This window comes from Nocardia paucivorans NBRC 100373, from assembly GCF_000308675.1.
Classification (GTDB): domain Bacteria; phylum Actinomycetota; class Actinomycetes; order Mycobacteriales; family Mycobacteriaceae; genus Nocardia; species Nocardia paucivorans.
In genome coordinates, this window is record NZ_BAGE01000128.1 from 68,892 (window position 1) to 82,945 (window position 14,054).

The 14,054-nt window shown below is 65.8% G+C and carries 14 protein-coding genes and 3 pseudogenes; 11 read left to right on the forward strand and 6 right to left on the reverse strand.

What is annotated here, in order from left to right:
* Positions 1-34: 34 nt before the first annotated feature.
* Positions 35-1,714 (forward strand): dihydroxy-acid dehydratase, encoded by a 1,680-nt coding sequence (ilvD, locus tag ON32_RS26380; RefSeq protein ID WP_373284372.1) that lies wholly within the window; start codon positions 35-37, stop codon positions 1,712-1,714.
* Between the two features lie 63 nt (positions 1,715-1,777).
* Here ilvD and ON32_RS26385 read toward each other — a convergent pair whose 3' ends face one another.
* Entirely contained in the window at positions 1,778-2,185 is a 408-nt protein-coding gene (locus tag ON32_RS26385) for a nitroreductase/quinone reductase family protein (protein WP_040793730.1), read from the reverse strand.
* 83 nt (positions 2,186-2,268) lie between these two features.
* On the opposite strand from ON32_RS26385, the gene ON32_RS26390 reads away from it, so the two are divergent.
* From ON32_RS26390 to ON32_RS26405, 4 genes are all read left to right on the forward strand, one after another.
* Complete coding sequence (locus ON32_RS26390; protein WP_083874807.1) at positions 2,269-2,928, forward strand: TetR/AcrR family transcriptional regulator; 660 nt, start codon at positions 2,269-2,271, stop codon at positions 2,926-2,928.
* Between the two features lie 327 nt (positions 2,929-3,255).
* On the forward strand, positions 3,256-4,008 hold the full coding sequence (locus ON32_RS27415; RefSeq protein ID WP_083874808.1) for a MerR family transcriptional regulator: 753 nt from the start codon (positions 3,256-3,258) through the stop codon (positions 4,006-4,008).
* A complete protein-coding gene (locus ON32_RS26400; RefSeq protein ID WP_083874809.1) occupies positions 4,005-5,036 on the forward strand; it encodes an alpha/beta fold hydrolase in 1,032 nt (343 codons plus the stop codon). Before ON32_RS27415 ends, ON32_RS26400 begins: the two co-directional genes overlap by 4 nt.
* A 74-nt stretch (positions 5,037-5,110) precedes the next feature.
* On the forward strand, positions 5,111-5,629 hold the full coding sequence (locus ON32_RS26405; RefSeq protein WP_040793731.1) for a hypothetical protein: 519 nt from the start codon (positions 5,111-5,113) through the stop codon (positions 5,627-5,629).
* 13 nt (positions 5,630-5,642) lie between these two features.
* On the opposite strand, the gene ON32_RS26410 is transcribed toward ON32_RS26405, so the two are convergent.
* The 4 genes from ON32_RS26410 to ON32_RS30720 form a co-directional block, all read right to left on the reverse strand.
* Entirely contained in the window at positions 5,643-6,128 is a 486-nt protein-coding gene (locus tag ON32_RS26410) for an SLOG cluster 4 domain-containing protein (protein WP_245551306.1), read from the reverse strand.
* A 66-nt stretch (positions 6,129-6,194) separates the two neighbouring features.
* Positions 6,195-6,395: a hypothetical protein gene (locus tag ON32_RS26415; protein ID WP_040793732.1), complete on the reverse strand. Its 201-nt coding sequence runs from the start codon at positions 6,393-6,395 to the stop codon at positions 6,195-6,197.
* Positions 6,392-6,730 (reverse strand): hypothetical protein, encoded by a 339-nt coding sequence (locus tag ON32_RS29425; protein ID WP_040793733.1) that lies wholly within the window; start codon positions 6,728-6,730, stop codon positions 6,392-6,394. Before ON32_RS29425 ends, ON32_RS26415 begins: the two co-directional genes overlap by 4 nt.
* The gene (locus ON32_RS30720; RefSeq protein WP_040793734.1) at positions 6,727-7,149 is read right to left on the reverse strand and encodes a hypothetical protein; all 423 of its coding nucleotides are present in this window, start codon (positions 7,147-7,149) and stop codon (positions 6,727-6,729) included. Before ON32_RS30720 ends, ON32_RS29425 begins: the two co-directional genes overlap by 4 nt.
* Before the next feature lie 165 nt (positions 7,150-7,314).
* On the opposite strand from ON32_RS30720, the pseudogene ON32_RS26430 reads away from it, so the two are divergent.
* From ON32_RS26430 to ON32_RS26440, 3 genes and pseudogenes are all read left to right on the forward strand, one after another.
* Positions 7,315-7,722 (forward strand): annotated as a pseudogene (locus tag ON32_RS26430) (transposase); the annotation flags it as partial.
* A 94-nt stretch (positions 7,723-7,816) separates the two neighbouring features.
* Entirely contained in the window at positions 7,817-8,554 is a 738-nt protein-coding gene (locus tag ON32_RS26435; protein ID WP_217998125.1) for a 5-formyltetrahydrofolate cyclo-ligase, read from the forward strand.
* 266 nt (positions 8,555-8,820) lie between these two features.
* Complete coding sequence (locus ON32_RS26440; protein WP_245551307.1) at positions 8,821-9,954, forward strand: IS3 family transposase; 1,134 nt, start codon at positions 8,821-8,823, stop codon at positions 9,952-9,954.
* A gap of 234 nt (positions 9,955-10,188) precedes the next feature.
* Here the strand turns inward: ON32_RS26440 and ON32_RS26445 are convergent.
* Positions 10,189-11,126, reverse strand: a pseudogene (locus tag ON32_RS26445) (RNA polymerase sigma-70 factor).
* A gap of 164 nt (positions 11,127-11,290) precedes the next feature.
* On the opposite strand from ON32_RS26445, the gene ON32_RS26450 reads away from it, so the two are divergent.
* The 3 genes and pseudogenes from ON32_RS26450 to ON32_RS26455 all read left to right on the forward strand — a co-directional run bounded on the left by ON32_RS26450 (position 11,291) and on the right by ON32_RS26455 (position 14,035).
* A complete protein-coding gene (locus tag ON32_RS26450; protein WP_040793735.1) occupies positions 11,291-11,782 on the forward strand; it encodes a carboxymuconolactone decarboxylase family protein in 492 nt (163 codons plus the stop codon).
* 97 nt (positions 11,783-11,879) lie between these two features.
* Positions 11,880-11,978 (forward strand): annotated as a pseudogene (locus tag ON32_RS29240) (IS481 family transposase); the annotation flags it as partial.
* 380 nt (positions 11,979-12,358) lie between these two features.
* A complete protein-coding gene (locus ON32_RS26455; RefSeq protein ID WP_245551308.1) occupies positions 12,359-14,035 on the forward strand; it encodes a PDR/VanB family oxidoreductase in 1,677 nt (558 codons plus the stop codon).
* The last annotated feature ends 19 nt before the right edge of the window (positions 14,036-14,054 follow it).

Below are 14,054 nucleotides of genomic sequence, written 5' to 3' on the forward strand. Positions count from 1 at the left end.
GGACGGCGTGCCGCACGAGCCGAGCTCTCCGAATATGAAACCGCGTAGCCGTGACGTCACCGACGGCCTGGAGAAGACCGCGGCGCGGGGTATGTTGCGTGCGGTCGGGATGGGAGACGACGACTGGTCCAAACCCCAGATCGGTGTGGCGTCCTCGTGGAACGAGATCACCCCCTGCAATCTGTCGCTCGATCGCTTGGCCCGCGGCTGCAAGGACGGGGTGTTCGCCGCCGGTGGGTTCCCCATGCAGTTCGGCACCATCTCGGTCTCCGACGGTATCTCGATGGGACACGAGGGCATGCACTTCTCCCTGGTCTCGCGGGAGGTGATCGCCGACAGCGTGGAGACCGTGATGCAGGCCGAACGGCTCGACGGCGCGGTGCTGCTCGCCGGCTGCGACAAATCCCTGCCCGGGATGCTGATGGCGGCCGCTCGGCTGAATCTGGCGAGCGTATTCCTCTATGCCGGTTCCATCCTGCCGGGTCGCGCGACACTGTCCGACGGCAGTGAACGCGAGGTGACCATTATCGACGCCTTCGAAGCGGTGGGGGCCTGCGCGCGGGGTCTGATGAGCCGGGCGGATGTCGACGCCATCGAGCGGGCCATCTGCCCTGGTGAGGGCGCGTGCGGCGGTATGTACACCGCCAATACGATGGCGAGTGCGGCCGAGGCGCTGGGCATGTCGCTGCCCGGCAGCGCGGCGCCACCGGCCACGGACCGGCGTCGCGACGGGTACGCCCGCCGCAGCGGTCACGCGGTGGTCGAACTGATCCGGCGCGGCATCACCCCCTCCGACATTCTCACCCTCGAGGCATTCGAGAACGCCATCGCGGTGGTGATGGCCTTCGGCGGGTCCACCAATGCCGTATTGCATCTGTTGGCGATCGCGCACGAGGTCGGTGTGCCGCTGAGTTTGGACGATTTCGCGCGGGTGGGGCGGCGGGTGCCGCATCTGGCCGATGTCAAACCGTTCGGGCGGCACGTGATGACCGATATCGATCGGGTGGGTGGTGTTCCGGTGGTGATGAAGACATTGCTCGACGCCGGGCTACTGCACGGCGACTGTCTCACCGTGACCGGCCGGACCGTCGCCGAGAACCTGGCCGATATCGCGCCGCCGGACCCGGACGGCGCGGTGGTGCGCGCCCTGTCCGAACCGATCCACCCGACCGGCGGTATCACCATCCTGCACGGTTCGTTGGCGCCCGAGGGCGCCGTGGTCAAATCGGCGGGTTTCGAATCCGATGTCTTCGAGGGCACCGCACGGGTTTTCGACCGCGAGCGGGCCGCAATGGACGCCTTGGAGGACGGAACGATCTCGGCGGGCGATGCAGTGGTCATCCGCTACGAGGGGCCCAAGGGCGGTCCGGGTATGCGGGAGATGCTCGCGATCACCGGCGCCATCAAGGGCGCCGGGCTCGGCAGGAACGTCCTGCTGCTCACCGATGGGCGGTTCTCCGGCGGCACCACCGGTCTGTGTGTCGGCCATGTGGCGCCGGAAGCGGTTGACGCCGGCCCCATCGCGTTCGTTCGGGACGGCGATCGCATTCGTCTCGACGTGAGCGCCGGCACCCTCGAGCTACTGGTCGATCCGGCCGAACTCGCCGCCCGTCGCGACGGTTGGGCGCCCCTGCCGCCCCGGTACACCCGCGGGGTGCTCGCGAAGTATCAGCGGCTGGTGGGTTCGGCCTCCGGCGGCGCGGTCTGCGATTGAACGCGGCCCCCGGCACGGGCGTTCGGGCGCACCCGAGAGGGCGGGAACCCGGGTATCGGCGCGCTATTCGGTTCGGTCGAGGTCGATGCGGATGGTGAGCAGATCGGTGCCCAGCATTCTGACCAGGCTGCTGTTGATCCGAGGCAGCCGGCGCAGGCGGGCGCGGGCGTCGTCGTCGGGTAGTAGGTGCGCGGTCCCGGTGTACCAGCGGGAACGGACCTGTAGGCGCACCCGGGGATCGGCCTGGATATTGCGGACGTAGTTCGAGGTGCCGCTGTTGCTGACCATCCAGAACGTGGTGCCGACCAAGCGGCCCCCGATCGGTATGCGTCGCGGGAGACCGGTGCGGCGGCCGGTGGTCTCGAGCAATGCCTGCCCGGGGATATGGCCGGCGAGACGGCGCATCAGGGGATTGGCGATATATCGGTGGAACCAGGTCACTCGGTGTTGTTTGGCGGTCGTGGAAGTCATGGATCATCACCACCTTGTAGGTACCGGTAGTCTCGACAATTTTTGTCGAGACCATGAGTTCCGTCAACCGATAGGCTGAGCGAATGCCGAACCCGACGCCCCGTCCCCACACCGGCCGCCGCCGCAACGACGCCGCCCGCCGGGCCATCCTCGCCGCGACCGGTGAACTGTTGGCCCGCTCGGGCACCTCGGTGACCATCGCCGATATCGCAGCGGCGGCCGGGGTCAGCAAACAGACCATCTACCGCTGGTGGCCATCGAAGGGCGCGGTGCTCCTGGAGGCCATGACCGAGCGGGCCCGCGCCGCCGCCCCGGAACCCGATACCGGAACCCTCCACGGCGACCTGACGGCCCTACTGACCGCCACCTTTACCACCGTGGCCACCGAACCCGTCGCTTCCCTGCTCCGGGCGGTGCTCGCCGAGGCCCAAACCGACCCGGCGACCGCGGAACTGCTCGCCGAGTTCATCCGCGATCGCCGCGCGACCCTCACCCGTATCCTCGACCGCGCCCGTGCCCGCGGGGAACTATCCGCCGACGCCGATACGGAACTGTTCGTCGACCAGGCATTCGGTGTGCTGTGGTACCGACTCGCGGTCGCCCGAACCGCCCTGGACGCGAATATCGCGGCACGCCTTGTCGAGTCGTTGACCACCTCGACCGTCGATACGGCGCGATCCGCCCGCCGGGGCGCCGAGCAGGTACCGGACCTTTCGACCCGGACCATGTCCGGCACATGCTGAGCGCACTTCGGGTATCGAGGCGATTCGGGCTCCCGGAACTGTCCGATACGAAGGACTTCAGCGTTGGACCAGGCCACCGACCGGGACAGGAGCGACGTGGCCGGTCAACGGAAGTTCGCGCGCGAGGGCAGGCCCGACGTCGACCAGCGATGATCTGCGCAGCCCGGAAACCTCGGAGATCGGGGTCCGGACCGGGCCGGCGGTTTCGCGGTCCCTGCCACCTCTCCCGGTCGGGCTCCGTATTCGGCCGCCACGAGGAAAACGGGTCCCGCTCTCCCTCGGCCGGGTGTTGCAGATGACGTTACGTCGTATGTCAGGCTCACTGTTGTGCCTGGTCGTGGAGCATCGGAATGGGTTGCCGTGGGGGAAGTCGCGCGGCGTTGCGAGACCACCGTGCGCACTTTGCAGTACTACGACCGGATCGGGTTGTTGGTCGCCGACCGGGACCGCGGCGGACGCCGCCGCTATGGTCCGCAACAGCTGGATCGGCTCCGTCGAATCCAATTGCTGACCGGCGCCGGTCTACGACTCGACGAGGTCGCCGCGGCTCTCGATCGGCAGGCCGGACTGTCGCTGCTCGAGACCTATCGCGAACAGGTCCGCCTACTCGAGATCGCGGAGCTGCGGTTGCGGTGCAAGCGGGTCGTGCTCGACGCGGTGACACAGGTCCTGGACGAGCATCCGGATGTCCGGGTGCCGGACGAGGTGGTTGCCGCCACCATGAGCCTCGACCGCACCCTGCTGCGTCACCCCGGTGTGGAGCAGGCGGACGCGTACCCGGAGCTCGATCTCGATGTGGAGCGGGTGCTCGCTACCTACTTCGCGTGGAAGGCGTGTGCGGTCCAGGCGCTGCTGCTGGTGGAGAACGACATACCGGCCGATTCACCGTCGGGGAGTCGTCTCGGGAAGGAATGGCGGGCGGCCACCGAATACGCGCTCGCCGACCAACCGACGGGCACCGAGAACCTCTACCGTTCCATGGCGGAGTCCGACCATCGCTGGCCGCCCGAAGACCGCGTCCTGTACCGACGAACGAAGGATTTCCTCGACCGATGTCTACACATCACCCAACCGAAATGACCGTCGCTTCCGTCGGTCGCACCGAGGACACACCCGATCCAACCGAGAAACCCCGGCCCGCCCGCCGGTCTCGGGGCCGGCGCGTTCTCCCGATCGTCGCCTTTCTCGTCGCGGCAGGACTGCCGGCCTGGCTTGTTCTCAAAGACACAGCGCCGGTGGGTCATTTCGACTCGGCCGCCGACAAGGATCGGTATATGGCGGCCTACGACGAGGCGATGCGGGAGATGCCCGCCCCGGAGCGGGTATTGGATGTGCGAACGCACTATGGGATCGTGCGGGTGTATCGATTCGCCGCCGCCGAAGGCGTTCAGGATCGGGAACCTTTCCTCCTGCTTCCTGGAACCCGCTCCGGGGCGCCGGTTTTCGCGCAGAACATGCCGGATCTATTGGCTCAGCGCCCGGTCTATGCGCTGGACCTGTTGGGCGAACCCGGAATGAGTGTGCCGGACCGCCCGATCGACACCCACGCCGACCAGGCCCGCTGGTTGCACGAAGTGCTGCTCGCTCTCCCCGAGCCGGGATTTCACCTGCTCGGGCTCTCGATCGGTGGCTGGACCGCGGTCAACCTGGCCCTCCACGAACCCGCGAAGGTTTCGAGCCTCATCCTCGTGGAACCGGTGCAGACCTTCGCCGCGCTCTCCTTCCAGGCGATCGTGCGCTCCCTACCGGCGAGCGTGAGCCTGCTCCCCAAATCCTGGCGTGACGATTTCGCCTCCTGGACCGCCGGCGGCGCACCGGTCCAGGACGAACCGGTCGCCCGGATGATCGAGGCCGCAATGTCCACCTACACCATGAAACTGCCGCAGCCGACGCTGATCCGCCCGGACCGACTCCGTGACCTCACCATGCCGGTGCTGGCGATCATCGCCGGCGATTCACCGATGCACGACAGCGCCGCGGCCGCCCGGACGGCCCGCGAGAACCTGCGCCGCGGCACGGTGCACGTGTACCCGGGTGCCTCGCATGCGATCAATGGTGAACAACCGCACCGGATCGCCGCCGATATCGCGGACTTCCTCGCCGAATAGAGCGCTGTCTCCTCGCTCCGTCACCAGAATACGTTGCCGAGCCGTGGGTGCGCCGATAACAAGGGATATACCCGGTGAAGGCGGTACGCGGAGATGGCAAAGAAGGACAAGGCGAAAAAGAAGAAGGCGGCGACACCCGGAACGAAGACGATACGGGGCAGCGCCCCACCGAGAAGGCCGAACCGTATCTCTATTTGTGGACGATGGACCTGTTCTCGAAATACGGATTCGACGACGGCGAACTCATCTACCGCTGGCTCGAGCGGGCGGCGGACGCAGGACACGACGTGGAATCGTGGTGGTGTACCGGCTGCGGTCACGAGCGATTCGATCGAAGCATTGGCCTTGTGCTGCGCGATCTGGTGCACAAGTATTTCCTCCCCGAGATTCCCGGCGAGTTCACGGTCTGGGAACTCGATACCATCCACAACCCCATCCGCATCGACACCTGGCGGGGCGAGAAATGGCAGGGTCGTGAAGGGGATGCGCCGCCCGAGGCCGTCGGTGTCGAGGTCACCGTGCCGGGGAACGCAGTCGTCACGACCCTGGAGCGGATGACGGAACAGTGGAAGGCTTTGCTGGGTTTGTCGTGACCGGTTGAGGCGGTCAGGGTTCCCTCGCTTCCGCGAGGGCGGTGTCGACGGCGGCGCGCGCCGACACCACCTCGATGGCCGCCGGGAGCGGGGCGCCGGTGGCGTCATGAATACTCCAGCCCCCGAGAGAGACGACGGGCACGCCGCCGCGTCGATTGGCGAGCGCCAGTTCCGAGAGGGTGCCCCAGGAACCGCCGACAATGATCACGGCGTCGGCCGACCACACCAGGATCGCGTTGCGCGCCTCACCCATATCGGTGTAGAGGACGGCGGACAACCCGTCGCAGACCCGACCGCGGTCCGTGTCGGGTCGTACCCCGATCACCAGGCCGCCGGCGGCCGAGGCCCCTTTGGCGACGGCCGCCATGACACCGGATCCGCCGCCGCACAGAACCGTGGCCCCGGCCTCGGCGAGCAGTCGACCCACCTCTTCGGCATTCGTCGCATCGGCATCGGTGCAGTCGCGGGGGCCACACACGGCGACCTGGATGGCAGGCACGTCACTCCTTGCTGCTGTGTTCCATGACGGGTGTCGATGATGACACGAAGTTGCCCTCAGGGTGGGTTATTCGTAGTCGTCGCTGTGGCCGCCGAGGTAGGCGACCGCGCTCAGGGACTGCAAACAGTACGGGCCGTGACCGCCGTGTACGGTGCGCACGAACATCGCCTCGTCCAGGGAATCGAAATCGGTCTCGCGGGTGCAGTCGATGTGCCGTGCGTTCCGCACATCGTGGTCGGGACGGCCGAAGGGGAGGGACGGGTTCATGGTTGCGGTGCGAAGCCGTCGGCGCCCCATTCGGTCCGCCGACGCCATGCCTCCAGATAATCCGGGGCGAAAACGGGAGCACCCGGCAATTCCGGGATATCGAACGCCGCAGCCAGGAGGGTGAGGTTCTCGGCGAGGATGCGGCGGTGACGCAGTAATTCGGTTTCGATCTCGGCTGCGCGTCGCGGAGTCTGTAGGTTCCGCCGGTTGTACCAGGTGCCGTGCCGGTAGAGGAAGTTCAGGGCCACCACGGCGGCAGCGGAGCGGGCCAGTTCACCGGCGGTGGGGTCGGTGCTCGATTCGGTGGCGAGGAGGTTTTCGCGCTCCGCGATCATGGTGAGCCACCACGGAAGATCCGCTGGTGTGCCGGCCGGTTGCAGCAGACACAGTTGTTTGGCCGCCCGGCCCGCCGTGGCCTCGAGGACCTGGGTGTCGCCTTCGGCGGTTTCCCGGATCCGGCGTCGGCGATCCGGTCCGGCAGATGGTTGCAGCGCAGGACACCATGAGCGGTCGGAAACCGCTCGGGATCGTTGAGGATCCGCACCGCGGTGTAATAGCCGATCACCAGCGTCGCCGGTATACCGGGTGCCAGTTCCACCGGAGCCAAAGTCCTGCCACCCCGACGTATCCGTTCGTAGGCGGCATACGGGTCGGCAGCGAAATCGGGGGTGTAGAGCGCGATTCGGGGACCGAGATCCTCGATCGAGGGATACGAGATAGGTGCGCCGCTGTCGGATCGCGGCCGAGTGAACATGGAAATGGTTCCTCACAACGGATACGTCGGGTGAAGGGACGACGGTGCTCAGGACGCTCGATACGGCAACCGCGCGGGCGGGAAAACCACAGGCAGCTCCGTCAGGGCGCGATGCAGCGGGCCCGCCCGCCAGGTCAACGACTCGGCGGGAACGGCCAACCGGATATCGGGGATCGCATCCAGTCACGGATGAAGTCCCGGCTCGCGGTGAACGCGTTGAACAACGCTGTTGCCCGTCGTGGTGAGGTGGCCGGCTGCATCCTGCACACCGACCGCGGGTCTCAATTTCGTTCCAGGCGATTCGTCCACGCGCTCAACCGTTTCGGCATGGTCGGGGCGATGGGTCGTGTCGGCGCGGCCGGTGACAACGCCGCGATGGAAAGCTTCTTCGGCCTCCTGCAACGCAACGTCTTGGACCGACAGCGATGGGATACCCGCGAGCAGTTGCGGATCGCGATCCTGGGCTGGATCGAACGCACCTACCACCGCCGACGACGCCGAACCCGACTCGGCCGATTGACCCCGGTCGAGTACGAGACCATCATGACCCCAGCAGTCGATCAGGCTGCGTAACAACTGTCACCTCATCGTGCAGCAGCCCCAACCGACGTACAAGATGTATACGACCGACTACTCGCTCTGATGACAGCGGCATAAAGGAGCAGCGTTGACCGACATCGACAAGGGCCGGGCAAAACATGCCATCCGCGAGTGCGTGTGGACGTTGCTGGAACAACAGCGAGCCGTGCCGCAGGGCACGCACGGTCGTATCCCGGCCTTCTATGGTGCCGAGGTCGCCGCCGATCGCTTGGCGCAGCTGCCTGTGTGGAAGAACGCTCGGATTGTCAAGACGGTGCCGGACAAAGCGCAGCTCCCGGTACGGGCGCGGGCACTGGAAGAAGGCAAGCTCGTTTACATGGCCGTGCCCGAGTTGGCAGAGGAAAAGCCTTTCTACCTGCTCGATCCGGCGGAACTGACCGTACCGGCGAGCGAGGCCGCATCGAGCGAGGTCGCCGCAGCCGTGGCCCAGAGAATCGGCCTCGAGAAGATGCGACCGGTGGATCTTGTCGTCTGCGGTAGCGTCGCTGTCAACCGACACGGCGTGCGTCTGGGCAAGGGAGCAGGCTATTTCGATATCGAGTTGGCGCTCCTACAAGAGGCGAACCTGATAGGACCGAAAACCATTGTTGCGACGACTGTGCATTCACTTCAGGTGATCGATGAGGAGCTGCCCGAGACCGAACACGACTTCAGCGTGGATTTGGTCGTCACGCCCGATGAAGTCATCGAATGCGGTTCACCGCGTCGCCCGAATGGTTTGATCTGGAAAGACCTCGACCAGGAGAAGATCGCAGCAATTCCCGTATTGGCAGCTCTTGCGGAGAAGAACAAGACCGAGAACTAGACGTATGAGGCCATGACGTTGGTGACGCTGGTGCGCAGGCGGCCGGCTGGTAGATGGTTCCCGGCAGTGGTGTGTGGGCGATGGGAGTTGAAGTGGATATTTCAGACTTCGAGTGCTTCTCAGCGCTGTAGGTCTGACCCGACCCTTCTGGTTCGGTCCGGGTGATCTGACCCCCTGTGTCAGGGCCATGGTTGTGAGAGTTGAGGCAGAGTGATCCGCAGGAGGTCATGAGGCCGAAGTCTTTCTCGTAGTCGGTTCGCAGGCAGGTGTGCGCTCGTTTGCGAGCCGGGGAGCCTGTCGCCGAGATCGTCGCCGAAACCGGTATTTCGCCGGCGGCATTGTTTTGGTGGAAGGCCCGGGTCCTTGTCGATGCGGGAGTCCGTGAAGGAGTGCCGAGCGTGGAAGCCGACGAGTTCGCCTCGGCGAGGAAGCGGATCGCAGCATTGGAAGTCGAACCGAAACCGACCCGCAATGCCTGCGAATTGTTCGACGATCAGGCGGTGGTGTCCTCTAAAGGGAGAATCGCGGTCGTCGAAGGATTGATCGCGCGTGGACATTCGCAGCGCTCGGCCTGCCGGGTTGTCGGTGTGTACCGCTCGACTTTCCTGCGGCAACGGCGGCAACCGATGTCCACCGGACAGCTCCGCCGGATTGTCGTCGCCAACGAGACATCCCGGATACATGCCCGATCACGCGGCACCTACGGCACGCGCCGGGTCAAGGCCGAGTTACTCGCCGGCAGCGGCACGGTCGTGAACCACAGGCTCGTCGCCTCGATCATGTCGGAGCTGGGGTCATGCGGTGTTCCGCGGCCGAAACGACGCGCTCACCCACTGCTCGGCGTCGACACCCCTTCGGGCCTGGTCGACCGGGTCTTCCCCGCGAGTCGGCCCAACGAGCTGTGGTGTGCGGACATCGCAGAGCGTCCGGCCGGAGATGGGAAAGTGCGCTGCCGCGCTGTTCTCGACTGCTTCGGCAAGAAAATCGTGGGACGAGCATTTTCTGCGGTTGCCGACACCGTGTTGGTGAACAACGCGGTGAACATGGCGATGACCGAGCGGATAGGGAATCCGGGGTTGATCTTGCGTGCCGATCACGGCAGCCGATTCACGTCGTGGTCGTTCGGGGAGAACCTTCGAAGACACAATCTGTTGCCCTCGTTCGGGACGGTCGGGGACTGCTTCGACAACGCCGCAATCGAATCATTCTGGGGTCGTTCGCAAACCGAACTACTCAACACGAAGAAACGGGTGACGACCCTCGAATCGAGCATCGCGATGGCCGATTGGATCGACAACTTCTACAACACCGGTCGCCGCCACTCCTACCTGGGCTACGCGAGTCCCACCGAGTATGAGACGCTGTGGCTCGATACCCGACCAACCCCTCGACTCTCGTAAGACCGGCCCGACCAGAGGGGACCAGATCAGTGCACGAATCGGCCGGCGCCTCGTCGGTACTGGCTCCACGATGTTGTTCGGTTTCCCGCGCGGATGTCGTCGATCCTTTGCCGCAATCTCGAGGCATGTTCGGGTGATGCGGCTGCGGCATGGTGATCATCGCCGATATCCGACCGATCGAGACCGACGCACAATGGGGCTTCGATGACCTCCGCCCTGTCCTGCAACGGCGGCTCAGCGGCGCAGGGTGACCTGATGCCGCAAACGGGACAGTTTCTGGGGATTGCGCACGGAGTAGAGGCCGGTGACCAGCCCGTTGTCGATACGTACCGCCAGCACGGTGTCGATCCGGCCGTCGCGCCGCAGGACCAGCGCCGGGTGGCCGTTGACCTGAGTCGGCTCCAGCGACCTCGCGGCGAGATTGCCGAGCCCGGCGGCGAGTAGATCGGCCACCGCGCCGGCTCCGACGATCGGTTCGAGCGCCGCCTGCGCGAGGCCGCCACCGTCGCCCAGGAATACGACATCGGGGGCGAGGATGTCGAGCAGATGTCGCAGGTCGCCGGTCTCGATCGCCCGCTGGAACGCCGCGAGGGCGTCGCGGGTGTCGGTCGCGGACACGGTTCCGCGCGGACGACGCGCGTCGACGTGCGAGCGAGCCCGGTAGGCGAGCTGGCGGACCGCGGCGGGGGTTCTGCCGACGGCCTCGGCGATCTCGTCGTAATCCAGGTCGAAGACCTCACGGAGCACGAATACCGCCCGCTCGATCGGCGTGAGGGTCTCGAGTACCAGAAGCATTGCCAAGGAAAGGTTTTCGGCCAGCTCGATATCCTCGGCCACGTCGGGTGCGGTGAGCAGCGGCTCCGGCAGCCAGGGGCCCACATAGGACTCCTTGCGGCGGCCGAGGGCGCGCAGCCGGTCGAGTGCTTGGCGGGTGGTGATGCGGACCAGGTAGGCGCGCGGGTCCTGCACGGTGTCCAGGTCGACGCGGTCCACCGCAGCCAGGTCTCCTGTAGGACGTCCTCGGCATCGGCGGCCGAACCGAGCATTTCGTAGGCGACGGTGAACAGCAGGTTGCGATGGGCGACGAATGCTTCGGTGGCGGGGTCGGGGCGACCGTGACGGTTACCTTCGGTGCCGCGATCGTCAGGTGCGTCCTGCGCTGCTGCGGGCATGAGAACTCCTGGTTGTGTGGACGGGGCACTCATTGGACGCCGGGCTCGTCGGTTCCGTAACACCGAAATATCTGTGATGTATATCACCACGATGTGGTGTTATGCCGCCCGGGGCGTCGCCGTCTCATGGTCGTCAATCCGGCACCACGAGTGAGGACCACACAATGGAACCCCGTTTCAACCTCTACGCCAATGATCTCGGCGCCAGGCTCGGCAAGCGATTCGCCAACGTGAGCCTGACGATCGCGCAGTCGTTGCCGAAGACGCTGCTGGAGTTGGTGGAGCTGCGTGTCAGCCAGATCAATGGCTGCGGCTACTGCGTCGACGCCCACGCCAAGGAACTCGCGGCCGCCGGCGAACCTGCCGTCCGGATCAACCTGGTCGCGGCTTGGCGCGAATCCACCGTATTCACCGAGGCGGAGCAGGCCGCACTGGCCCTGGCCGAGGAGGGCACCCGGCTCGCCGATGCACACCACGGCGTCTCCGACGAAACCTGGGCCCAGGTGCGCAAGCACTACGACGACGACCAGATCGCCGCTCTTGTCTACCTGGTCGCCATGATCAATGCCGCCAACCGACTCGGTGTGATAACGCGAACCAAGGGCGGTTCCTACGAGCCCGGTGCGTTCGCGAGCGCGGCGGACCAGGCACGCTGACCACAGGCGTCGGTAACGGCGTATCGGGCTGACATGGCGAAGACCTCCGGGTGAAGTGCGAGCTGTCCGGGAACGCATTCACCGCCCGGAGGCCTTCGTGGTCCACCGTTGCGCGCCGTTGTCGGAGTTGGGTCGGTTGCGGCTTGCTCGTTGTGTCGTCGAGGACCGATGGTCGCTACGGCGGGTAGTCGACCGACCTATCGAGAGATCCCGCGGTCGGTGTCTCGACTACGGATGAGGCGGCTGCGCACCGGCTGCGAGGTCGGGTGGTTCGCCGTCGAACAGGACGCGCCAGGTCACGCTCGCCCGGCGGATGTATACCGAGGCGCCTCGACCTGGGAATTCAGGGTGTTCACCGATGGTTGCGTGTCCCGTGGGACCCGATACTCATTTAGTCGATATCGACTAAATGAGTCGGGAGATCATATGTTGCCATCACGGGATCCTGCCGTCGCCCGCATGCGAGTGCAGCGTGCTCGACCTGTGGCCGCACCGCGGAATGTACGAATACTGCTGTTCTGCTTTGTGATCATTGCGCTCGCCGCTGCTGTCTTGCCCCCGGTATTCCCGGCGACCGTGGGCGCAGCGCGTGTGCCGATGTGGTGTGCTCTTGTGATCGTGGCCGCCGGCCTCGGGTTGCTGATAACCGTCCGCCCGGCAGCGCCGCGTCCGGTGGTGCTCGGTGTGGGCTGGGTGCTGGTCATTGCGACTGTGCTGCAAGGTTTTCTGGTAGGCGATATGGTCGCGATGTTCGCTACCTGGTTGGTGGTACCGGCGGTGGCGATGATGGCGGGACGATTGGAGCCGCGGCCGCGCAAGGCATTGGTCGCTGCTCACGTGGTGGCCTCTTCGTGCTGGGTCGGCACCGCGCTGGTAATGACCGCCATGGCATTGGTTGCGATGACCGCCGACGATATCGAGACCAGTCGGGTGATCTACGAGTTGATGGAGGTTTTCGATACCACGCTGCTGCCGTGGACCAACTTCGCCACGGTCCTCACCGGCCTGGCGCTCGGTATCACCACGAACTGGGGGTTGATTCGGTACTACTGGGTTGCCATCAAGCTGGCCATCGCCGTGGGAATCTTGTTCGTGGCGTTCGGATTTCTGCACGACGCTCTCGAGCGCGCCGCCGAACAGGCCGCGCACCTCGCCGAAATCGGCGGAACACCGAAGGAACTCACCGCGGCGGCCGATGTGTCGCTGTGGGGTTTCGGCGGCGCGCTGCTCTGCCTGATCGGGGCGGTACTGCTGTCTTTGTACAAGCCGGGCGGCAGGACTCCTCGTGGCCGTCGCCTGCTGCCGTCGAGGCGAACACAACAGCGGATTCGGGCGACCGTCGCCGAAACCCACATCGTCGCCGAGGACACCGTGGTACTGGATCTACGGCCCACCGATGGACCCACATTGCCCGGCTGGGAGCCCGGCGCGCATATCGATCTCGTACTACCGTCAGGGCTGGTGCGCCAGTACTCTCTGTGCGGTAACCCGGCCGACCCCACGAGCTACCGCATCGCGGTGCGGAAGGAGCCGGAGGGACGTGGCGGGTCGCGAGAAGCGCACGGGCTACGTGCCGGGGCAAACGTCGAAATTCGCGGCCCGCGTAGTCATTTTCCACTGGTCGATGCCCGGGCGTACCTGTTCGTCGCGGGCGGGATCGGCATCACCCCGCTCCTTCCCATGATCGATCGGGTTCATCGCTCCGGTGCGCAATGGCGATTGGTCTATCGCGGGCGATCGTTGTCGCGTATGGCGTTCGGGGCCGACCTGATTCGGCGATACCCCCACCATGTCACCTTGCTCCCCGCCGACACCCATCCGCGGCCGGACCTCGAGACATTGCTGCGGGAGGCTCCCGGCGACGTGGCCGTGTTCTGTTGTGGACCCGAGGAACTGCTCACGGCGATGGAGACAGCCGCGGCGCGATTCCCCGACGTGCGCCTGCACACCGAGCGATTCGCCGCCAACGCCCGAGTCATCGATGCGGTGAACACCCCATTCGATGCCGAGCTTCGTCGATCCGGTGTGGTCGTGCACGTACCCACCGACCGCACACTGCTGTCCGTTATCCGAGACGTCAACCCGGCCGTCGATCTGTCCTGCGAGAACGGTGTGTGCGGCAGCTGCGCCACCCGCCTGCTCGCCGGAATTCCCGACCACCGCGACGCCGTGCTGCAATCAGGCGACCGCGCCGATATCATTTACCCCTGCGTCTCGCGCGCCCACAGCCAACGCATCGTGCTCGACCTATAGCAGATCCGGAGGGGGTCCC

Coding starts and splice junctions, on each gene's coding strand:
- ilvD (WP_373284372.1), top strand. CDS start 35: ATGAAACCGCGTAGCCGTGACGTCACCGACGGCCTGGAGAAGACCGCG.
- ON32_RS26385 (WP_040793730.1), bottom strand. CDS start 2,185: ATGACTTCCACGACCGCCAAACAACACCGAGTGACCTGGTTCCACCGA.
- ON32_RS26390 (WP_083874807.1), top strand. CDS start 2,269: ATGCCGAACCCGACGCCCCGTCCCCACACCGGCCGCCGCCGCAACGAC.
- ON32_RS26400 (WP_083874809.1), top strand. CDS start 4,005: ATGACCGTCGCTTCCGTCGGTCGCACCGAGGACACACCCGATCCAACC.
- ON32_RS26415 (WP_040793732.1), bottom strand. CDS start 6,395: ATGAACCCGTCCCTCCCCTTCGGCCGTCCCGACCACGATGTGCGGAAC.
- ON32_RS29425 (WP_040793733.1), bottom strand. CDS start 6,730: ATGATCGCGGAGCGCGAAAACCTCCTCGCCACCGAATCGAGCACCGAC.
- ON32_RS30720 (WP_040793734.1), bottom strand. CDS start 7,149: ATGTTCACTCGGCCGCGATCCGACAGCGGCGCACCTATCTCGTATCCC.
- ON32_RS26450 (WP_040793735.1), top strand. CDS start 11,291: ATGGAACCCCGTTTCAACCTCTACGCCAATGATCTCGGCGCCAGGCTC.